Origin of the sequence: Pseudoflavonifractor sp. MSJ-37 (assembly GCF_018917965.1) — a bacterium.
GTDB lineage: Bacteria > Bacillota > Clostridia > Oscillospirales > Oscillospiraceae > Pseudoflavonifractor_A.
This window is the reverse complement of sequence record NZ_JAHLPP010000005.1, coordinates 126031-144209: the sequence shown is the minus strand read 5'-3', so window position 1 is coordinate 144209 and position 18179 is coordinate 126031. Positions and strand designations below refer to the sequence as shown.

Below are 18179 nucleotides of genomic sequence, written 5' to 3'. Positions count from 1 at the left end.
AGCTCCTCTCAATAAATGGATGTTTGGGTCCTACTTGATGAAACGGACGTGCTTGCAGATCTCAGCGGCGGCGGCGTCCTTCCGCTCGTTGAAGGCCACCTTGTTCTGTTCGAAGAGGTTGGCGCCGGAGGCGTCGATGGAGACGATCAGGGGACCGAACTCCTTCACCTTACAGCACCAGAGGGTCTCGGGCATGCCCAACTCGTCCCAGTGGTGCTCGGCGATACGCTCTACCTCGGTGGCGGCCACCACGGCACATCCGGCGGGGAACACGCAGTGGACCGCGCCGAACTCCCGGCAGGCCCGCTCGGTGTTGGGGCCCATGCCGCCCTTGCCCACGAGGACGCGGACGCCGGTCTCCCGCACGAACTCGTATTCGAACTTCTCCATGCGCATGCTGGTGGTGGGGCCCACGGAGACCATCTCATAGGCGTCCTCCTGCCCGGGGATGGGGCGGACGATGGGGCCGGCGTGGAAGATGGCCTTGTCCCGCACGTCATAGGGGAGGGGACGGCCCTCCTCCACCACGCGGCGATGGGCCACGTCCCGACAGGCCATCAGATCCCCGTCCAGATATACGATGTCGCCGATCTTGATGTCGGCCAGGTCCTCCGCCGTGACCGGCGTGACCAAAACTTTCTTGCCGTTCCTGAGCTCTACCATTACAGCTGCACCCCCGAATGAGTCGTTACCGTCGCGTTGAGATCCTTGTCGAACACCACATGGCCCCGCCGATGGCTCCAGCAGCCCACATTGACGGCCACGCCGATGGCGGAGGGATGGCGGGCCGTGTTCTCGATGTGGACGCCCATCACCGAGTTCCTGCCGCTCATGCCCTGGGGACCGAGACCGATGGAGTTGATACCGTCCTCCAGGAGCTTCTCCATCTCCGCGGCCCGGGGGTTGGCGTTGTGGGAGCCCAGGGGACGCATGAGGGCCTTCTTGGAGAGGAGGGCCGCGGTCTCCACGCTGGTGGCCACGCCCACGCCCACCAGCAGGGGAGGACAGGCGTTGATGCCGTAGCTGGTCATCTGGTCCATGACGAACTTGGTCACGCCCTCATAGCCCGCGCCGGGCATGAGGACCATGGCCTTGCCGGGGAGAGTACATCCGCCGCCGGCCATATAGGTGTAGATCTCACAGTGGTCATCCTCGGGCACGATGTCCCAGAACACGGTGGGAGTGCCCTTGCCCACGTTGCGCTTGGTGTTGACCTCATCGAAGGTCTCCACGCTGTTGTGGCGGAGAGGAGCGGCGAAGGTGGCGCGGACCACGGCCTCCTTCAGCAGAGCCTCCAGCTCGCCGATCAGGGGGAAATGGACGCCGCACTTGACCCAGAACTGTAGGACGCCGGTGTCCTGACAGCAGGGGCGGTCCAGCTCCGTGGCCAGCTTCTGATTGTGGGCCATGGTGTCATAGATGGCGGCGGCCAGAGGGGAGGTCTCCTGGGCGCGCAGTTCCGCGAGCTTCTGTTCCACATCGTCCGGGAGCTTTTTGCCGACATAGGCGACGAATCGCGCCATCTTGTCAGTCATCTGTTTCACGCCTTGCTTTTTTACCATAAAAATGGCCTCCTGACTATATAGTATATAGTAGAATTGACGGTTTTGGAAGAGGGCGGAAGGATTTTTTGTTTTGATATCAGATAATGTATCCAAAATAAAAGGGAAGAAATCCTTCCGCCCCGCCGGTGCCTCAAATGGAACAGGGTGGGAAAGGGAAATGATATCCTGCTGCTGAGCCAGATATCATATCTTAGATAATGTATCCATTTGACGGGGCAAATATAACACCAGCCAGCCCCGCTGTCAAGCGGCCGATCGCACTTTCGGCGACCTGCCGGAAAACAGAGGGGCATTTTGGCGGTATCGACGGATCAGGGACGGTCTGTCCGGAGATGGGTCAGGACGTTGTCCAGACTGCGGAGGATATGCGCCTCCATCAGATCCCCGGAGCACTGGGCATCCCGGGCCTCCAGAGCCTCCAAGATCTGGGCGTGCTCCGCCATGCTGAGCTTGGCGTAGTGCTCCTGCGTGACCTTGTGGCCCATGGAGAGGCCGTTCCAGAGACCGGAGAGGAGCTCACGGAGCGGATCGTTGTCGGCGGCGGTCCAGATGGCCATGTGGAAGGCCTGGTTCTGGTCGGAGTAGCGCCGGCTGTCAGACTGGGCCAGCGAGGCGGCGGCCTCCTCATAGGCCCGGCGGATCGGGGCCAGATCGGCGTTTTTCCGGCAGACCGCCATGGCGGCGGCCCGCTCCAGCGCGGCCCGGGTCTCGTAGTGGTCCCGGAGACGCTTCTCCGTCATGCCCAGGACCACGGCCCCCCGGTTGGGGCGCAGTTCGATCAGCCCCTCCCGGGAGAGGATCTGGAAAGCCTCCCGGATGGGGGTGGCGGAGACGCCCAGCAGGGCGGCGGTGTCCTTCAGAGTCAGCTCCTGACCGGGGGCGAGCTGATGGCTCAGGATGGCCTCCCGCAGAGCGGCGGCCACCCGGTCCCGGGCGGGGAGCAGATGGATGGGGCTGAGGGCGTTCATAGGGCGAGCTCCTTTCCGATGTAGTCGGCCATGGTATCGTAATAGTCCCGCACCGCTTGCCGCAGAGGGGCCTCCCCACCGCGGAGGGCCTGGACGATGGCCCGGTCCAGCTCCGGGGCCGGACCGGGGGCGGAGGGACAGGCCTCCAGCGCGGTCTCGAACAGGGCGCGGCGCTGTTGGAGGAAGAGCTGACAGAGGGTGGGGTCGTCCAGCGCCTGGGCGAAGGCAGCGTGGAGGGCACTGCCGCCGGCGTCGGCGGGGAGCTCCAGTCCGGACCGGAGGGCCTGGACGACCAGCTCCCCCTCCAGTGCGGCCAGGGCGGAGCAGTGGAGCCGCAGGCGGCGGGTGTCGAGCCCCACCACCCGGATGTGGCGGTTGGGCAGACGGAGGACGAGCCCCTCGGCCTGGAGCTGCTGGAGGGCCTCCCGGACGGGGATGCGGCTGACCCCCAGACGGGCGGCGATCTCCTCTTGCCGAAGCTTTTCCCCATCGGCCAGCCGGCCAGAGACGATCTCGGCCCGGAGGGCGGCGGCGACCTGATCCTTCAGGGGCAAAATGGTGACAGGGCCCATGGTGACCTCCTTGGTGTAAATTCTATATGTGATATTGTATCCAGAATGAAGCGGGAAGTCAAGGGGGTGGGACCTTTTGCGTAAAACAAGAACGGGGGTGTCGTGTATGTGGACTGGAAGAAATCTGGTCCCCCGATAAAGAAATCCCCACCCGGAAGAGACATATCCGGATGGGGGAACGCACGGCTGTCCGACCGATATTTTAGTGCTCGAAAATGATCACCAGGGATATCCGACTCCTGCTTTCGTCCCGGTGCGAACGGTGATGAGACCGTCCAGAGCGTGATCCTCCGTAGAGTTGACATCGATGTAGAAGACGCCGGTGTTTCCGCTATAAAGATGACCCTTCTCTCCACAGAGGCTCTGTAGAGAGAAGGGTCATCGTCGTATTGAGAGAACGATCAGCTGATCTCGCCGGTGCTGTTGCAGTAGAACTCCACGTAAGCGAGTTTGTTGCTGAACAATGCTCCGCCGACCTTCAGTCTGCCGGATACGGTGATCGCATAGGTGCGAGCCGCATCCATCATTTTGCCGGTATAGCCGGTCTGAGTCCAAGTGGCAGTCGAGCTGGTCGATCTGGAGGTGATGGAAGTGATGCTGTCGAAGTGCTGGCGGTGGGTAGAAGAGTTGAGCTGAGTCACAAAAGAACCCGTGATGGAAATGGTGTACTTGAGCCCCTCCGCTTCGACAGAGGCCGTTTTCGTAGTATAGTCTCTGGAATAAGGCTGAGGTCCATCATAAGATCCATCACAGACGATCTTGGAATTTGCGATCTCAGTGATGAAAGCACGGAACTCGTCAGGGGTACGCCAATCCTCATCACTGAACTCATCCATAGGGAGAACGGAGACGTCGATCCCGGTCTCCTTGGAGACTTCCCGGGCGATTTGGATGTACTCAGCGTGATATTCGGCTTTCATTGCATCGCCGATATGTCTAGAAGCGGCAAAAGCGGACAGATCGAGTGCCATACAGCATACCAGCATGAACCAAGTGAGACCGATCTTTATAGCTCTTTTTTTCATTGGGATAAATGCTCCTTTCTTCCTCCAAAGTTTGATTGGCTTTATGACATTCTATCAAGAGAGGACATGACAGCAGGATATTAAAAATAGACGAGCCCTCGGATACGGACGACATCACTGGACCGATTCTGGAACATCAAATAGTAAGGCCTGCTTTCCGGGACCTGGATCGTTTTCTGGAAGCTGGTACCATATACAGTAGTGTGGTAGAACAGACCATCTGGCCCGACCAGCCCGAATTCAAGCTCGGTATCCAGTGGAGCGGATACACACGCGATCGTGACTGTGCCATCGGACTCCAGATAAAACGGTTTGGAATTTTGTTTCAGCCCATCACCGTCAGAAGAGATATCCCAGTCGATCGAATCGATCTCCGGGTAGGTGCCAGTCGGGTCATCGGCAAAATAGATCGTATCACCGATCTCGAGATCGGAGGAGGAAAAGGTATTTCGTTCCATATGTGCAAGCTTCAAAACATCAGAGCGAGAATGGTGCATCCAGAACACGCCGAGCCAAAGGAAAATAGCGGCGATAAGGGCTGGAACGAGGAGACGGCTCAACATATGGCTGCGAGATGCAGTGGAGGGCGGCGTTTGTACATCCTCCTCTTCTATAGAAGGAGAGGATTCTTGAGGATTAGGCGGAGGGACAGCATCTATATTGCCGATGAGCATATCCATCGGAATGCGATACAATTTGCTCAATGCGATCAAGTTATCTACGGTAGGGAAAGAGGAGCCGACCTCCCAGCGGGAGATGGCCTGACGGGTCACACCCAAGGCATCGGCTACATCCAGTTGAGACAGCTCTCGCTCTTTCCGGAGGGCAGTCAATCGATCTTTCAATTCCATCGATATCACCTCTTTAGTGTCTCTGACTATACGGGATATTGATGGAAAAGTAAACCACATTTGGGTTACATGGGGCGCAATCAACGGTTGCACATGGACTTTTTTCCTGTTTTTATGCTTGAAAAAAGAAGAATATTCCAAAATATGGGTTCTGCTGTCCGCAAAGAATGATCGAATGATAAAGGCGAATATTCGATTTGTGGAGGATGCTTGGGGCCGCTGCAAAAAAATTTTTTCTCTTTTTTTCGGAAAGATGTACGTTTTCGTCCTACTTTTCAGGCTTGGGAGACGACGGGTGAAATGAGGTGATGGACGCGAGATGAACAAGCGGGAACGGGATCGGAAGGAGATCCTCGACCAGATCCGGAGCATGGCGAAGAGCCGGCCCAACGACGCCGTGAAGCTGGCCTTTTTGGACCGGGAGCAGGTGGAGGCCATCGACCAGATGGATCTGATGATGCTCTCGGAGCTGAAGCGGAGCGGCAACGGCGGCGTGGAGGTGAAGCTCAACGACCCGCTCCAGACCATGGAGCGCCTGCTGGGCCTGCTGGAGGAAAAACAGGACGAGCGGGGGAAGGCGGCGGAGTTCTTCCGGGCCTATGAGGGGAGCGCGGAGCAGGGATGAGGTTCCGCAGGTTCTCCCCCAAACAGCGGGAGGTGCTGGGCTGGTGGTGCCCCGGGTCCCCCTGGCGGGACCGGGAGGCCATCATCTGCGACGGGGCCGTGCGCAGCGGCAAGACCCTGTGCTGTGGGATCTCCTTCTTCTGCTGGGCCATGCGGAGCTTCGACGGCCAGCAGTTCGGCCTGTGCGGCAAGACCGTGGGCGCTCTGCGGCGGAACCTGATCGGAACCCTGCTGCCCGCCCTGCGGGAGCTGGGCTTCCGGTGTGAGGAGAAGGTGAGCCGGAACGAGATCCGCGTGTGGTTCGGAGGACGGGAGAACCGGTTCGCCCTCTTCGGCGGCAAGGACGAGGGGAGCGCCGCCCTGATCCAGGGCGTGACCCTGGCGGGGGTGCTCCTGGACGAGGTGACGCTGATGCCCCGGTCCTTCGTGGAGCAGGCCCTGGCCCGTTGCTCCGTGGAGGGCAGCCGGATCTGGTTCAACTGCAACCCGGACAGCCCGGAGCACTGGTTCTACCGGGAGTGGATCGGGAAGCGGGAGATGAGACGGGCCCTGTACCTCCACTTCACCATGGAGGACAACCCCTCGCTGGGGCCGGAGATCCTGGAGCGGTATCAGCGGCTGTACAGCGGGACCTTCTACCGGCGGTTCGTGCTGGGGGAATGGGTGGGAGCCCAGGGCGCCGTGTACGACTTCTTCGGCCCGGAGCAGATCGGCTCGCCCCCGGAGGGGGAGATGGAGGAGTGGTGCATCTCCTGCGACTACGGGACCGTGAACCCGGCCTCCTTCGGCCTGTGGGGCCGGAGGGACGGGGCGTGGTACCGGGTGGAGGAGTACTACTACGACTCCCGGCGGGAGGGCAGGCAAAAGACGGACAGCGAATACGCCGCCGATCTGGCCCGGCTGGCCGGGGGACGGGAGATCGCCTGGGTGGTGGTGGACCCCTCGGCGGCCAGCTTCCTGGAGACCCTGCGGCGGGAGGGCTGGCGGGTGGTCAAGGCGGAGAACGAGGTGCTCCGGGGCATCCGGATCACGGCGGAGCTCCTGCGGCGCGGACGGCTGGTGATCGGTCCGTCCTGCCGGGACAGCATCCGGGAGTTCTCCCTGTACTGCTGGGATCCCAAAGCGCCGGGAGACCGGCCGCGCAAGGAGTTCGACCACGCCATGGACGACATCCGCTACTTCGCGGCGCTGATCGAGCGGCGGGAGCGGGAGAGCTGCCTCCGGGGCGGCTATGTGGAGCGGCAGGCGTTTTGAGAGGAGAGGAAGAAAGATGATATGGTCAGAACGGCGCCGGAAGCAGACCGCTCCGGCGCCCCAGATCCAGATCCGGGAGGAGAGCCGCCACCCCTTCGGGGCCATGAGCGGCTATGTGCCCCTGCGGAACGGGGAGATCGCCCTCTACCGGAGCATCCGGGAGGCCATCCCGATCGTGGACGCGGCCATCCTGAAGCTGATCCGGCTGGCGGGCGGCGTGCAGGTGACGGCGGGAGATCCCCGGGCGGAGGCGGGCCTGCAGCGGTTCCTCCGCACGGTGCCAACCGGACGGGGCCAGCGGGGAATCGAGTCCTTTTTGGACGTCTACCTGGACTCCATGCTCACCTGTGGCCGGGCCGTGGGGGAGATGGTGCTGAGCCAGGACCGGCGGGAGGTGGCCGCCGTGTTGTGCAGCAACGCGGCGGACGTGGAGATCCGGGAGGGGGACAGCCCTCTGGAGTTCGCCCTGTGCGTCCGGCGGGCGGGAGAGGTGGTAGAGCTGCCCTATCAGGATCTGCTCCTCTTCACGCCCTTCCAGCCGGAGACCGACAGCCCCTATGGGGTGTCCCTCCTGCGGTCCATGCCCTTCCTGACCGAGATCCTGCTGAAGATCTATCAGGCCATGGGCATGAACTGGGAGAGGATGGGCAACGTGCGCTTCGCCGTGGTGTACAAGCCCGGGAGCGACGGGCTGGAGCGGGCCTGGGCCCAGGAGCGGTCCGAGCAGATCACCCGAGAGTGGTCCGCCGCCATGCAGGCGGGAAAGAACGGCACCGTCCGGGACTTCGTGGCCGTGGGCGACGTGGACATCAAGGTGATCGGAGCGGACAACCAGGTGCTGGACAGCGAGGTGCCCGTGCGGCAGATCCTGGAGCAGCTGGTGGCCCGGACCGGCATCCCGCCCTTCCTGCTGGGCCTGAGCTGGTCCTCCACCGAACGGATGAGCACCCAGCAGGCCGACATGATGACCAGCGAGATCGCCACCATCCGGCGGAGCCTGGAGCCGGTGGTGGAGCGGATCTGTGGCCTCTGGCTGAGGGTCCACGGCTTCGACCCGGAGGTGACGGTGGACTGGGACGAGGTGGATCTGCAGGACCTGGTGGAAGAGGCCAGAGCCGAGCTCTACCGCCAGCAGGCGGAGAAGGTCCGGCAGGAGAACGAGGCCCCGGAACGGGGGCAGTGAAGGAGGAACGAGATGGAGATCTGCAAGGCGGCGGCCGTAGGCGAGCAGGGAACAGTGAGCGAAGAGGACCTGGCCCTGATCCATGCCCAGAGCCGGAAGGAGCTGACGGCGGAGGAGGTATATACCTTCGCGGTGCGGCTGTGCGACAACGAGATCGACCGGGACGGCGAGCGCTTCCCGGCGGAGACGCTGGCGGAGCTGGCCAAGCTCTTCGTGGGCAAGTGCGGCGTGTTCGACCACCGGTGGAGCGCCCGGGAGCAGGTGGCCCGGATCTATAAGACGGAGCTGGTGCGGGAGGAGAACGCGCGCACCGGTGCGGGAGACGGCTACTGCTATCTGAAGGGCTGGGCCTATATGCTCCGCACGGAGCGCACGAAGGACCTGATCCGGGAGATCGAGGGCGGCATCAAGCGGGAGGTGTCCGTGGGCTGTCAGGTGGAACGGGCGGTGTGCTCGGTCTGCGGCGAGGACATCCACGACCGGGAGCGGTGCGTCCATGTGAAGGGCCGCCTGTATGGCGACAAGCGGTGCTGGGCCGACCTGAAGGGGGCCTCGGACGCCTATGAGTGGTCCTTCGTGGCGGTGCCCGCCCAGAGGAAGGCGGGGGTCATCAAGAGCATGGGCGGCGCAGACGGCCTGCGGGCCCTGGCACGGAAGGAGCCCGCCTGCCGGGCGGAGCTGGAGACGCTGGAGCAGGAGGCCGGTCTGGGCCGCCGCTATCTGGCGGCCCTGCGGCAGGAGGTGGTCCGGCTGGGCGCCATGGCGGAGCCCACCCTGCGGAGCGAGACCCTGCGGAAGATCGCGGACGGGCTGGAGGAGCCGGAGCTGACCGCGCTGAAGCGGGCCTATGGACAGCGGGTGGAGGAGCTCTGGCCCGCCGGGACCCAGCTCAGCTACGAGACGGAGCGGGCCGCAGGCGGCGCGGACGACGAGATGTTCCGCATTTGAATCGAGAAAGGAGCGATGTAGAGATGAAACAGGTCTCATTCGAGGGCATCGGACAGGTGCTGGCCACCTTCGAGACGGAGGAGGGCGTCAAGGAGGGCCAGGTGGTGAAGCTCACCGGCGACGGCAGGGTGGGCCCCTGCGCCGCCGGCGACCCCATCGCCGGTGTGGCACTGGTGGTCAAGAACGGCTTCGCCTCCGTGCAGGTGCGGGGCTTCGCCGCTGTGGCGGCCTCCGGTGTGACGGCGGGCTGGGCCAAGCTCTCCGCTGACGGCAAGGGCGGCATGAAGGAGGACAGCACCGCCGGACGGGACTATCTGGCGGCGGACACGGACAGTGCCGCGGGCACCGTGACGGTGCTCCTCTAAGACATACGGGAAAGGAAGGGACAGGATGAGTCAGTACAAGGATCTGAAGCTGGAGAAGGGGATGTACAACGAGGCGGGCCGCTCCTTCACCCAGGTGCTGGAGCGGGAGGACCCCTCCGAGCAGTACAAGGGCACCGCACTGGAGGGGCTGGACGCCTATCAGCGCCAGCTCAAGCGCTTCGACATCAAGGTGAAGGGCGCCGGCAGCGACGTGGTGGAGAAGTTCTTCGCCACCTCCCAGTCGGCGGTGCTCTTCCCCGAATACATCGCCCGCGCGGTGCGGCAGGGCATGGAGGAGAGCGACCTGCTGCCCCACATCACCGCCGCCGTGACCCGCTTCGAGGGCATGGACTACCGCTCGATCACCTCGGTGCCCCAGAAGAAGGACAAGGACCTCCGTCATGTGGCCGAGGGCGCAGCCATCCCCCAGACGGTGGTGCGGACCAAAGAGGACCTGGTGCGCCTGCACAAGCGGGGCCGGATGCTGGTGGCCTCCTACGAGGCCGTGCGCTGCCAGAAGCTGGACCTGTTCTCCGTGACCCTGCGGCAGATCGGCGCCCACATCAACCGGATGCATCTGGAGGATGCGATCGACGTGCTCATGAACGGCGACGGCAACGAGAACGCCGCCCAGGTCCTCTCCGTGGGCACCAGCCCCATCGGCGGAGAGGCGGGGACCCTGACCTATGACGAGCTGGTGGACTTCTGGTCCCAGTTCGACCCCTATGAGATGAACACCCTGCTGGTGTCCGGGGACGTGATGCGCCAGCTCCTGAAGATGAAAGAGTTCCAGGATCCCCTGACCGGCCTGAATTTCCAAGGCACCGGCCGGCTGACCACCCCTCTGGGGGCCAAGCTCCTGCGGACCTCCGCTCTGAGTGCCGGACGCATGATCGGTCTGGACCGGAACTATGCCCTGGAGATGGTCCAGGGCAGCGACGTGATGGTGGAGTACGACAAGCTGATCGACCGACAGCTGGAGCGGGCCGCCATCACCAGCATCAGCGGCTTCGCCAAGCTCTTCCCCGACGCGGCCAAGGTGCTGAAGGTCTAAGGAGAGAGGAGCGGGCATGGAGGACGAGAAGAGCCTGGAGCTGGCCCGCCTGCTGGGCGACGCGGGAGAGGGTGAGATCCCTCTCCTGCGGACCCTGTGCCGGGCGGCAGAGGAGGAGCTGGCGGCCCGGCTGAGAGAGGGGGCGGCCCCGGAGACGTGCGGCACGGCCTTCCCGCTGGCGGCGGCCTGGCTGGCCCTGGCCGGTCTGGAGGGGAGCCGGGGCGGCGTGGAGCGCTTCTCCGCCGGGGACCTGACGATCCAGTGCGCGCAGGGGGACCGGAGCGGCTGGTATCGGGAACAGGCGGAGCGGGTCCTGGGGCGATGGCTCCGGGACGACGGCTTCTCCTTCCGGGGGGTGAGGGGATGACAGGGAACGTGCTGAACGGCATCCTGCGGCGGTATGGACAGACGCTGACCCGGGAGAGCGGCGGGGAGGGACTGGTGTTCCTCCAGCCCATTTTGGAGCGGACGGAGCAGGAGATGCCCTCGCCGCTGGGCCGCCGGCGGACCGACCGCTTTTTGTGCCTGAGCGGGCCGGAGCTGGCGCTCCGGTGCGGCGAACGGGTGGAGAGCCGGGGAGAACGGTACCGGGTGTGCGGCGGACAGCCCATCCAGGTGGGGGCACGGACCTCCCACTGGTGGGCCATCCTGCGGCCGGAGGACGAGGAGGCGTGAGCATGGCGGGACTGGATGACATCCGGGAGCGGATGGCGGACTATCTGAACGGGAACGGCGTCCCGGCCATCACCGCCTGGCCGGAGCGGCCCAGAGCGGCGGCCAGGGGCGCGGTGGCGGCGGTCTCCCTCCGGAGCTGCGAGGGGGAGAGCGGCGGCTTCCGGGACTATCTGGGCGAGCGCTGGAACGAGACGTCCGGCCGGTGGGAGGAGCTCTACGGGAAGCATGTGACCGTGACCTTCGGGCTGGACCTGTGGGCCGGGACGGGAGAGCAGGGGGGCGAGGAACAGATCCGGAGGGCCTTCGACCGCCTGGCCGGAGCCCTCCAAAGCGGCGGGCCGGACGGTCTGCGGATCGAGCGGCTCGCCTGCGGAGAGACGGACTATGACCGGACGGCGGGACGCTGGCGCTGTCCCGTGGAGGCGGTATGCTCCGCCTATCTGTACGCGGCGGCGGAGGAGGGCGGCGCCTTCCTGGACTTTTGGGTGAAAGGAGCGGTGGAACATTGAGCAGAGGGACTGAGCATGAGCGTCCGGGGGTGTACTCCTCCTATGACGCGTCTACGGTGGTCAGCGCTGGGAGGAGCGGCGCGGCCGTGGGCCTGGCGGCCAGATGCGGGACCGGCAAAGCGGACGAGCTCTGCCGGCTGAGCCGGTATGAGGAGGCAGTGAGCACCTTTGGTGAGCAGGAGGGCATCACGAAGCTGGTGAAGCTCCTCTTCCAGAACGGCGCGGCGGAGGTCTGCGCGGTGCCGGTGGCGGAGGAGGGGAGCTATGAGGCGGCCTTCGCCCTGCTGGCGGCCCAGGAGGGGCTGGCGGTGGTAGTGTGCGACAGCACGGACCAGAGCGTCCAGCAGAGCCTGCGCCAGAGCGTGACAGAGGCCTCCGAGGCACGGCGGGAGCGGATCTGTGTCGTCAGCGGCGGCGCGGAGAGCGTGGAGGCCCTGGCCAAGCGGGCCCAGGCGCTGAACTCCGAGCGGGTGGTGCTGGTGGGCCCCGCCGTCTCCGGCGGGGACGGGGCCGAGCTGGCCGCCGCCGTGGCGGGCGCGGTCGCCGGGGAGAGCGATCCGGCGGTGCCCCTGGGCGGCGCGGAGCTGAAAGGTGTGGACAGCCTCACGGCTGCCTATGGCGACAACGAGATCGATACGCTGGTCCGGGCAGGCGTCACTCCGGTGGAGGAGAGCGGAGGTGTGTGCTCCGTGGTGCGGGGCGTCACCACCCGGACCAAGACCGGCGGCGCGTCGGACACCACCTGGAGGGAGCTGACCACCATCCGGGTGGTGGACGATGTGGTCCCAGCGGTGCGGAACGCCCTGCGGGCCAAGTTCCGCCGGGCCAAGAACACGGAGCAGAGCCGGGGCGCGGTCCGTTCGCAGGTGGTGCTGGAGCTGGAGAACAAGCTCCAGAAGGAGATCATCAGCGGATACAGCGGCGTGACCGCACAGGCCGACCAGGAGGACCCCACCGTCTGCGTGGTGGGATTCGCCTTCCAAGTGGCCCACGGCCTGAGTCAGATCTGGATCCAGGCCCACATCACGGTGTGAGAGAGGAGGAAACGAGATGGAGATGAAGCGGTTCCCCACCAGCAGTGACATCTATCTGGAGGTGGACGGCAGGAAGGTGGCGGTGGTGCAGAGCTACTCCGCCCGGAGCACCAAGACCAGCCAGACGGTGGAAGCCTTCGGCGAGGACGAGCCGGTGGCCACCATCCCTGGCCAGCGGACCCATGTGCTGGAGCTGACGAGGCTCTATGCCACCGATGAGGCCATCCGGGACGGCATCGACTTCCATGAACTGGAGGATTTCAGCCTGGTGATCTGCAAGCCGGACCGGAAGATCATCTATTCCGGCTGTCAGTGGAGCGCGATCAGCGAGACCGGCGCTTTGAGCGCCATGGTGGTGGAGAAAGTGACCATCGTGGCGGCCAAGCGCATCGAGACCGCCGCATGAGCCGGGCGGGACAGCTGGAGCTGGAGGGCGGGCGTTCCCTCCGGCTCCTGAGCGCGAAGGAGACGCTGGAGGCCCGCCGGGAGGCGGCGGGCCTGATGGCAGACGAGGCAGAGCGCGCCCTGTGCGCCAACGCCTGCCTGCTGGCCCGGGCATTGGAGCGGGACGGCGCGCCGGAATTCCAGGATGGCACGGCGGTGCTGGCGGCCTTCACGGCCCGGGAGATCGGGGCGCTGGCGGCCCGATGGGCGGACTTCGACCGGGGAGAGGTGGATGCCGCAAAAAAAGCCATCGGCACGGGCCGGACGACCGGCTCCGCTGGCGCGTGCTGAGGACCTTCGGGGCCCTGCCCAACGAGGAGCGGGCCAGGAGCCTGAGCGGGAAGGACCTGCTCTGGTGCGCCCGGCATATGACGCTGGACGAGGAGGAAGAGCTGGACCGGCTCTGTCCCGTCTGCCGGGCGGAGGCGGAGGAGGGACGCTGCCCCGTGTGCGGCGGGCAGGCCGTGCATGGAGACTGTGGTCAGAACGCCGCCTTCGATGAGGAGCGGTTCCGAACACTGAGCCGGGGGGCGAAGGGATGACAGACTATCTGGAGGCTCTGCTGACCGGAGAGCCGGAGGAGGATGTGTGGGAGATCCCACCGGAGACGGCCGTGATGTGGAAAAAGAGGACGTTCCCCGGCCTGGAAGAGGACCGGGAGGAGCCGCCGGACCCGGCGGCAGGGACCGTGTTTCGACCGGCGCGCCGGGAAACGGTGGAGACAGCGGGACAGGAGGGATCTCCGGCCCCGCCCGGCGCGTCAGAGGCGGCGGAAGCCGATGGACATACCGTGGACGAGGGGCTGGAGGCCCCAGATCGGGCCCGGTGGATCGTCCGGGCGGTGGCGGCGGGCCGGGATGTACGCGGAGCGTGGGACGAGGCGGGAGAGACGGCCCGCCGGACGGCGGAGCGGCTCCGGAAAGCAGAGGTCTCAAGAGAGGTATCTGGATCGGAGGAGCCGGTCACGGGACAGTCCCGGACCGCCGCCGGGAGCGCGGCGGAGATCTATCAGGCCCTTCGGGCGGCCCGGGCCGCGGCGGACTATGCCCGGAGAGACCGGGGGACGATGCGCACGTCTGGAATGCCGGACCGGGGACCGGACTATCCGGCGCTGGGGGCGGAGGAGCTGGACCGGACCTTCCAGCGGGACGCCCGCCGGTATGACGGGACCGGACCGGTCTATTGAGAGGCAGAGAGGAGTGGAGAGGCAGGATGTTGAGTCCTATGCGGTATAAGGATTTCACCTGGCCGCACAATCCAAGGTGGTATACGATCGAGTACGAGCGGGTGCTGGCGGTGGACAAGGTGCCCTTCGGGCGCTATCACCTCCAGGACCTGGGCCCCACCCGGCGGGTCATGCGGGGCGAGGGGGAGTTCATCGGGCCGGAGGCCTACCGGCAGTTCCAACAGCTGGCGGCGGTGTTCTACCGGGAGGGACCAGGGCTCCTGATCCACCCGGTGTGGCAGTGCGCAAACGCCTACTTCGCCGAACTCTCTCTGCGGCAGGAGCCCCGGAAGGACTATGTGCGCTATGCCTTCGCCTTCTGGGAGAGCTATGACGGCTATGAGGACAGCCTGCGGACCGAGACGGCGCGGACCGGGACCGGTGGGACCGGAGGAGGCTCCGGTCCCGGCACCGGCCCGGCCGGGAGCGGCACATGGCACACCATCCGGCGGGGCGAGAGCCTGTGGAGCATCGCCCGGAGCTATGGGATGAGCCTGACGGAGCTGATCGGACGCAACCCTCAGATCAAGAACCCCAATCTGATCCTGGCGGGAGAGAAGGTGCGGGTGGGATGATGGAGTGCTGGCTGGAGACCTGGGACGGGAAACGCCTGGCCCTGCCCCGGACGCTGGAGTGGACCTTCCGCTATGGCATGGGGACTCCCTGCGACAGCTTCTCCGTCGGCTGTATCTGGAACGAGGCCGCGGCGGCGGTGCTGGCGGACGCGGTCCGCTTCGCCGCTCAGGAGGGGGGACAGCGGCGCTTCACCGGCGTGGTGGACGAGGCGGAGACGGTCTGGGATGGGAACGGGGCCCGGCTGACCATCCATGGCCGGGGCATGGCTGCCCTCCTGCTGGACAATGAGGCCGAGGGGACCGAGTATCAGACCGCCACGGTGGGAGAGCTCCTGCGGGACCATGCGGAGCCCTATGGCATCCAAACGGTGGGCGGCGCGGGGCTGGCCCCGGTGACGGGCTTCTCCGTGTCCAGCGGCGAGAGCGAATGGGCGGTGCTGTATCGCTTCGCGCGGTACTGCCATGGGGTGGAGCCCTGGTGCGACGAATGGGGCCGCCTGCGGCTGGACGGCTGGCAGGACGGGACCCGGCACATCGTGGACGGGAAGAGCCCGGTGCTGTCCGCGGGCCTCAGCCAGAAGCGGTACGGAGTCCTGTCCCAGGTGGTGGTCCGGGATCGGGCGGGCACGGAGCGGCACCTGGTGTCCAACGGGGCCTTCCTCCAGAGAGGCGGACAGCGGCGGAAGGTGATGGTCCTGCCCCAAAAGACCGGATACGAGGCCATGCGGTACAGCGGGGCCTATCAGATCGCGCGGTCCTCTGAGGAGGAAACGGTGCTGAACCTGCGGCTGGCGCAGACCTGGGCCGCACGGGTGGGAGACTGGGTGGAGCTCCGGCTGGAGCGGCCCAGGCTCCGCGGGAGCTGGCGGGTACGGTCCTGTGAGACGGGCGTGGGCCGCGGAGGGGCCTATACCGCCCTGGAGCTGACGGAGAGAGGAGGATGACAGGATGTGGCTCTCCCAGAGGAAGAGCAAGACGAAGGACAGCGGCCTGACGCCCCAGGTGGGCCGGGTGACGCTGGAGGAGAAGGAGATCGGCGTCTGGGCCGACGGGGAGCGGCGGGAGCTCCCGGTGTTCGGACCCGGAGGCTATCACTGGAGGCCCTGTGTGGATCAGGAGGTGCTGGTGCTCAAGACCGGAGGCGCGGGGGAGGCTCCCTGCGTGGCCGGGGCCCGGTCGGACACGGATCTGGAGCCCGGAGAGGTGTGCATCCGCGCCCGGGGCGGCGCAGCCATCACCCTGCGGGGGAACGGGACCATCTGGCTGGAGGGAAAGGTCATGATCAACGGCGTGCCTCTGGCCGCGGCCGGAGAGACGGAGGGATGATGGAGCTGATCCTGAGAGACGGGGACTATGTATGGGCCGAGGGACAGGGCCTCCGCACGGCGGAGGGGGCGGAGGAGCGATTGGAGCGGGTGCTCTTCCAGCTGACCGCCCGAAGAGGGGCCTTCCCCCTCCTGCCGGACGTGGGCAGTCAGCTCTGGCGGCTCACGGCCAGCCGGTCCTCCCGGCGGGAGGATCTGGCCCGTGGCTATGTGGCCGAGGCCTTGGCCGGGGAGAGAGACCTGGAGGTGGAGCAGGTCTCTCTGACGGAAGAGGACGGACACGGACGCCTGACCGTACGGCTCACATGGAACGGCGAGCCGTTGACGGTGGGGCTGGAGATCGGAGCGGGAGGAGGATGACATGAAGGAGATCGAGGAGATCTATGGCGAGATGCTGGAGGAGTTCCGGGAACGGACCGGGAAGGAGCTCTCCGGCGCGGGAGAGCTGGAGGTGCGGCTCTATGCCGCGGCGGCCCAGATCCACGCCCTCTATGTGCAGGGAGAGTGGACGGCACGGCAGTGCTTCCCTCAGACGGCCCAGGGGGACTATCTGGACCAGCACGCACAGCTCCGGGGGCTGAGCCGGAGAGAGGCGGTCCGGGCGGAGGGCGTCCTCCGCTTTTCCGTGGATGGAACGGCGGTCAGCGACCTGGCCATCCCGGCGGGGACCGTCTGTATGACCGCCGGACAGATCCGGTTCGAGACGATAGAAAAAGCGGCCCTGGAGGCCGGAGCATCCTTCACCGATGTGCGGGCCCGGGCGGTGGAGCCCGGCGCGGCAGGCAACGCGGTGGCCGGAGCCGTCACGGCCATGTCGGTGGCCCCGGTGGGCGTGGCCCGATGCACGAACCCGGATGCCTTCACCGGAGGCGCGGACCGGGAAGGGGACGAGGATCTGCGGGAGCGGGTGCTGGAGACCTTCCGGCGGATGCCAAACGGCGCCAACACCGCCTTCTATGAGCAGGGGGCCATGTCCTTCGAGCGGGTGGCGGCGGCGTCGGTCCTGCCCCGGAGCCGGGGCAGAGGTACCGTGGACGTGGTGGTCTCCACCGCCGCGGGTCTGCCGGACGAGAGCCTGCTGGCAGAGCTGAGGGACTATTTCGAGGCCCGGCGGGAGATCGCGGTGGACGTGGCGGTTCGGGCCCCCTCCGTGCGTGAGGTGGCCGTCAAGGTCCGGGCGGCGCCCGCGGTGGGATACCGCCAGAGCCAGGCGGAGGCAGCGGCCCGGTCCGCTGTGGAGAACTGGTTCGACGGTACCCGGCTGGGGAAGAGCGTCCTCCGGGCGGAGCTGAGCAGACGGGTGTTCGCCTGCCCGGCGGTGGGGAACTGCGCCGTGGAGCTCCCCACCGCCGATGTGGTGCTGGCAGCGGATGAGCTTCCCCGGCTGACGGCGGTGACCGTGGAGGCGATGGCATGAGCTATGGCGCGTATCTGAAAGAGATGCTGGCTCCGCTGGGGGTCTACCGCATGGAGGAGGGGAGCCTCAACGGAGCGGAGCTGGAGGCGCTGGGGACGGCGCTGGACGGCGCGGCGGCCCGGCTGGAGGAACTGGAGCGGGAGATGCTCCTGACCACAGCGGAGGGCTGGGGACTGGAGAAGATCGAGTCCCTGCTGGTCCGCCGCCCAGTGGCCCACACGCCGGAGGCCCGGCGGAGAGCCCTGGCCGCCCTGCTGAGGATCGGCGGGGACAGCTTCACCCTGGAGGCCGTCAACGACGATCTGAAGGGCTGCGGCCTCAACGCCGTGGCCAGTGAGACGGGGACGCCAGGGAAGGTGGAGGTCCGTTTCCCAGACGTGCCGGGCATCCCAGACGGCTATGAGGAGATGCGGGAGATCATCGAGGACATCCTGCCCAGCCATGTGGAGATCGCGTATGTGTTCTGGTACATCACCTGGGCCATGATGGAGGAACGGTTCCAGACCTGGGGGGACATCGAGGGTTTGGACCTGACCTGGGAAGCGCTGGAGAAGCTGGTGCGGTGA

General features: G+C 65.9%; 26 protein-coding genes. 20 read left to right on the top strand and 6 right to left on the bottom strand.

All coding sequences use genetic code 11. The features are described from left to right. Window positions 1-30: 30 nt before the first annotated feature. The 6 genes from ttdB to KQI12_RS10510 form a co-directional block, all read right to left on the bottom strand. Complete coding sequence (gene ttdB / locus KQI12_RS10535; RefSeq protein ID WP_216573181.1) at window positions 31-663, bottom strand: L(+)-tartrate dehydratase subunit beta; 633 nt, start codon at window positions 661-663, stop codon at window positions 31-33. After that, window positions 663-1562, bottom strand: a complete 900-nt coding sequence (gene ttdA, locus KQI12_RS10530) for a L(+)-tartrate dehydratase subunit alpha (protein ID WP_216573179.1) — start codon at window positions 1560-1562, stop codon at window positions 663-665. Before ttdA ends, ttdB begins: the two co-directional genes overlap by 1 nt. Window positions 1563-1876: 314 nt before the next feature. Then, window positions 1877-2533: a GntR family transcriptional regulator gene (locus KQI12_RS10525; RefSeq protein WP_216573177.1), complete on the bottom strand. Its 657-nt coding sequence runs from the start codon at window positions 2531-2533 to the stop codon at window positions 1877-1879. Continuing rightward, entirely contained in the window at window positions 2530-3105 is a 576-nt protein-coding gene (locus KQI12_RS10520; protein WP_216573176.1) for a GntR family transcriptional regulator, read from the bottom strand. The genes KQI12_RS10525 and KQI12_RS10520 overlap by 4 nt, the downstream gene beginning before the upstream one ends. 401 nt (window positions 3106-3506) lie before the next feature. Then, window positions 3507-4076: a hypothetical protein gene (locus tag KQI12_RS10515; protein ID WP_216573174.1), complete on the bottom strand. Its 570-nt coding sequence runs from the start codon at window positions 4074-4076 to the stop codon at window positions 3507-3509. Between the two features lie 134 nt (window positions 4077-4210). Beyond that, a complete protein-coding gene (locus KQI12_RS10510) occupies window positions 4211-4981 on the bottom strand; it encodes a helix-turn-helix transcriptional regulator (protein WP_216573172.1) in 771 nt (256 codons plus the stop codon). Window positions 4982-5300: 319 nt separating this feature from the next. On the opposite strand from KQI12_RS10510, the gene KQI12_RS10505 reads away from it, so the two are divergent. From KQI12_RS10505 to KQI12_RS10410, 20 genes are read left to right on the top strand one after another with little or no spacing between them, the layout of a single operon-like run. After that, window positions 5301-5606 (top strand): XRE family transcriptional regulator, encoded by a 306-nt coding sequence (locus tag KQI12_RS10505; protein WP_216573170.1) that lies wholly within the window; start codon window positions 5301-5303, stop codon window positions 5604-5606. Then, window positions 5603-6859 (top strand): PBSX family phage terminase large subunit, encoded by a 1257-nt coding sequence (locus KQI12_RS10500; protein ID WP_216573168.1) that lies wholly within the window; start codon window positions 5603-5605, stop codon window positions 6857-6859. The genes KQI12_RS10505 and KQI12_RS10500 overlap by 4 nt, the downstream gene beginning before the upstream one ends. Window positions 6860-6875: 16 nt before the next feature. Further along, a complete protein-coding gene (locus KQI12_RS10495; protein ID WP_216573167.1) occupies window positions 6876-8042 on the top strand; it encodes a phage portal protein in 1167 nt (388 codons plus the stop codon). Window positions 8043-8054: 12 nt separating this feature from the next. Continuing rightward, a complete protein-coding gene (locus tag KQI12_RS10490; protein WP_216573165.1) occupies window positions 8055-8990 on the top strand; it encodes a hypothetical protein in 936 nt (311 codons plus the stop codon). A gap of 23 nt (window positions 8991-9013) precedes the next feature. Continuing rightward, on the top strand, window positions 9014-9355 hold the full coding sequence (locus KQI12_RS10485; protein WP_216573163.1) for a hypothetical protein: 342 nt from the start codon (window positions 9014-9016) through the stop codon (window positions 9353-9355). 25 nt (window positions 9356-9380) lie between these two features. Beyond that, window positions 9381-10409 (top strand): phage major capsid protein, encoded by a 1029-nt coding sequence (locus tag KQI12_RS10480; RefSeq protein WP_216573162.1) that lies wholly within the window; start codon window positions 9381-9383, stop codon window positions 10407-10409. 16 nt (window positions 10410-10425) lie between these two features. After that, window positions 10426-10776 (top strand): hypothetical protein, encoded by a 351-nt coding sequence (locus KQI12_RS10475; RefSeq protein ID WP_253291006.1) that lies wholly within the window; start codon window positions 10426-10428, stop codon window positions 10774-10776. After that, a complete protein-coding gene (locus tag KQI12_RS10470; protein ID WP_216573160.1) occupies window positions 10773-11084 on the top strand; it encodes a hypothetical protein in 312 nt (103 codons plus the stop codon). Before KQI12_RS10475 ends, KQI12_RS10470 begins: the two co-directional genes overlap by 4 nt. A 2-nt stretch (window positions 11085-11086) precedes the next feature. Further along, window positions 11087-11593 carry a hypothetical protein gene (locus KQI12_RS10465; RefSeq protein WP_216573158.1) on the top strand — a complete coding sequence of 169 codons (507 nt, stop codon included), beginning with the start codon at window positions 11087-11089 and terminating at the stop codon, window positions 11591-11593. Beyond that, the gene (locus KQI12_RS10460; RefSeq protein ID WP_253291004.1) at window positions 11590-12627 is read left to right on the top strand and encodes a phage tail sheath subtilisin-like domain-containing protein; all 1038 of its coding nucleotides are present in this window, start codon (window positions 11590-11592) and stop codon (window positions 12625-12627) included. The genes KQI12_RS10465 and KQI12_RS10460 overlap by 4 nt, the downstream gene beginning before the upstream one ends. 16 nt (window positions 12628-12643) lie before the next feature. After that, window positions 12644-13033: a hypothetical protein gene (locus KQI12_RS10455; RefSeq protein ID WP_216573154.1), complete on the top strand. Its 390-nt coding sequence runs from the start codon at window positions 12644-12646 to the stop codon at window positions 13031-13033. Continuing rightward, window positions 13030-13362, top strand: coding sequence for a hypothetical protein (locus tag KQI12_RS10450; RefSeq protein WP_253291003.1), 333 nt, complete (start codon window positions 13030-13032; stop codon window positions 13360-13362). The genes KQI12_RS10455 and KQI12_RS10450 overlap by 4 nt, the downstream gene beginning before the upstream one ends. After that, a complete protein-coding gene (locus tag KQI12_RS10445; protein ID WP_371818017.1) occupies window positions 13356-13613 on the top strand; it encodes a molybdopterin oxidoreductase in 258 nt (85 codons plus the stop codon). The genes KQI12_RS10450 and KQI12_RS10445 overlap by 7 nt, the downstream gene beginning before the upstream one ends. Then, window positions 13610-14257: a hypothetical protein gene (locus KQI12_RS10440; RefSeq protein ID WP_216573153.1), complete on the top strand. Its 648-nt coding sequence runs from the start codon at window positions 13610-13612 to the stop codon at window positions 14255-14257. Before KQI12_RS10445 ends, KQI12_RS10440 begins: the two co-directional genes overlap by 4 nt. 38 nt (window positions 14258-14295) lie before the next feature. Continuing rightward, window positions 14296-14871 (top strand): LysM peptidoglycan-binding domain-containing protein, encoded by a 576-nt coding sequence (locus KQI12_RS10435; protein ID WP_216573151.1) that lies wholly within the window; start codon window positions 14296-14298, stop codon window positions 14869-14871. Then, window positions 14868-15815 (top strand): hypothetical protein, encoded by a 948-nt coding sequence (locus KQI12_RS10430; protein ID WP_253291001.1) that lies wholly within the window; start codon window positions 14868-14870, stop codon window positions 15813-15815. The genes KQI12_RS10435 and KQI12_RS10430 overlap by 4 nt, the downstream gene beginning before the upstream one ends. 4 nt (window positions 15816-15819) lie before the next feature. Next, window positions 15820-16197, top strand: coding sequence for a hypothetical protein (locus tag KQI12_RS10425; RefSeq protein WP_216573149.1), 378 nt, complete (start codon window positions 15820-15822; stop codon window positions 16195-16197). Then, window positions 16194-16556: a hypothetical protein gene (locus KQI12_RS10420; protein ID WP_216573147.1), complete on the top strand. Its 363-nt coding sequence runs from the start codon at window positions 16194-16196 to the stop codon at window positions 16554-16556. Before KQI12_RS10425 ends, KQI12_RS10420 begins: the two co-directional genes overlap by 4 nt. A 1-nt stretch (window position 16557) precedes the next feature. Then, window positions 16558-17613, top strand: a complete 1056-nt coding sequence (locus tag KQI12_RS10415; protein WP_216573145.1) for a baseplate J/gp47 family protein — start codon at window positions 16558-16560, stop codon at window positions 17611-17613. Then, window positions 17610-18179: a DUF2313 domain-containing protein gene (locus tag KQI12_RS10410; RefSeq protein ID WP_216573143.1), complete on the top strand. Its 570-nt coding sequence runs from the start codon at window positions 17610-17612 to the stop codon at window positions 18177-18179. Before KQI12_RS10415 ends, KQI12_RS10410 begins: the two co-directional genes overlap by 4 nt.

Bases quoted from the DNA above. Each gene is read 5' to 3' on its own strand.
- KQI12_RS10525 (WP_216573177.1), bottom strand. From the start codon at position 2,533: ATGAACGCCCTCAGCCCCATCCATCTGCTCCCCGCCCGGGACCGGGTG.
- KQI12_RS10410 (WP_216573143.1), top strand. From the start codon at position 17,610: ATGAGCTATGGCGCGTATCTGAAAGAGATGCTGGCTCCGCTGGGGGTC.
- ttdB (WP_216573181.1), bottom strand. From the start codon at position 663: ATGGTAGAGCTCAGGAACGGCAAGAAAGTTTTGGTCACGCCGGTCACG.
- KQI12_RS10425 (WP_216573149.1), top strand. From the start codon at position 15,820: ATGTGGCTCTCCCAGAGGAAGAGCAAGACGAAGGACAGCGGCCTGACG.
- KQI12_RS10435 (WP_216573151.1), top strand. From the start codon at position 14,296: ATGCGGTATAAGGATTTCACCTGGCCGCACAATCCAAGGTGGTATACG.
- KQI12_RS10490 (WP_216573165.1), top strand. From the start codon at position 8,055: ATGGAGATCTGCAAGGCGGCGGCCGTAGGCGAGCAGGGAACAGTGAGC.
- KQI12_RS10505 (WP_216573170.1), top strand. From the start codon at position 5,301: ATGAACAAGCGGGAACGGGATCGGAAGGAGATCCTCGACCAGATCCGG.
- KQI12_RS10450 (WP_253291003.1), top strand. From the start codon at position 13,030: ATGAGCCGGGCGGGACAGCTGGAGCTGGAGGGCGGGCGTTCCCTCCGG.
- KQI12_RS10430 (WP_253291001.1), top strand. From the start codon at position 14,868: ATGATGGAGTGCTGGCTGGAGACCTGGGACGGGAAACGCCTGGCCCTG.
- KQI12_RS10415 (WP_216573145.1), top strand. From the start codon at position 16,558: ATGAAGGAGATCGAGGAGATCTATGGCGAGATGCTGGAGGAGTTCCGG.
- KQI12_RS10480 (WP_216573162.1), top strand. From the start codon at position 9,381: ATGAGTCAGTACAAGGATCTGAAGCTGGAGAAGGGGATGTACAACGAG.
- KQI12_RS10470 (WP_216573160.1), top strand. From the start codon at position 10,773: ATGACAGGGAACGTGCTGAACGGCATCCTGCGGCGGTATGGACAGACG.
- KQI12_RS10420 (WP_216573147.1), top strand. From the start codon at position 16,194: ATGATGGAGCTGATCCTGAGAGACGGGGACTATGTATGGGCCGAGGGA.
- KQI12_RS10495 (WP_216573167.1), top strand. From the start codon at position 6,876: ATGATATGGTCAGAACGGCGCCGGAAGCAGACCGCTCCGGCGCCCCAG.
- KQI12_RS10455 (WP_216573154.1), top strand. From the start codon at position 12,644: ATGGAGATGAAGCGGTTCCCCACCAGCAGTGACATCTATCTGGAGGTG.
- ttdA (WP_216573179.1), bottom strand. From the start codon at position 1,562: ATGGTAAAAAAGCAAGGCGTGAAACAGATGACTGACAAGATGGCGCGA.
- KQI12_RS10440 (WP_216573153.1), top strand. From the start codon at position 13,610: ATGACAGACTATCTGGAGGCTCTGCTGACCGGAGAGCCGGAGGAGGAT.
- KQI12_RS10485 (WP_216573163.1), top strand. From the start codon at position 9,014: ATGAAACAGGTCTCATTCGAGGGCATCGGACAGGTGCTGGCCACCTTC.
- KQI12_RS10510 (WP_216573172.1), bottom strand. From the start codon at position 4,981: ATGGAATTGAAAGATCGATTGACTGCCCTCCGGAAAGAGCGAGAGCTG.
- KQI12_RS10500 (WP_216573168.1), top strand. From the start codon at position 5,603: ATGAGGTTCCGCAGGTTCTCCCCCAAACAGCGGGAGGTGCTGGGCTGG.
- KQI12_RS10520 (WP_216573176.1), bottom strand. From the start codon at position 3,105: ATGGGCCCTGTCACCATTTTGCCCCTGAAGGATCAGGTCGCCGCCGCC.
- KQI12_RS10515 (WP_216573174.1), bottom strand. From the start codon at position 4,076: ATGGCACTCGATCTGTCCGCTTTTGCCGCTTCTAGACATATCGGCGAT.
- KQI12_RS10475 (WP_253291006.1), top strand. From the start codon at position 10,426: ATGGAGGACGAGAAGAGCCTGGAGCTGGCCCGCCTGCTGGGCGACGCG.
- KQI12_RS10465 (WP_216573158.1), top strand. From the start codon at position 11,087: ATGGCGGGACTGGATGACATCCGGGAGCGGATGGCGGACTATCTGAAC.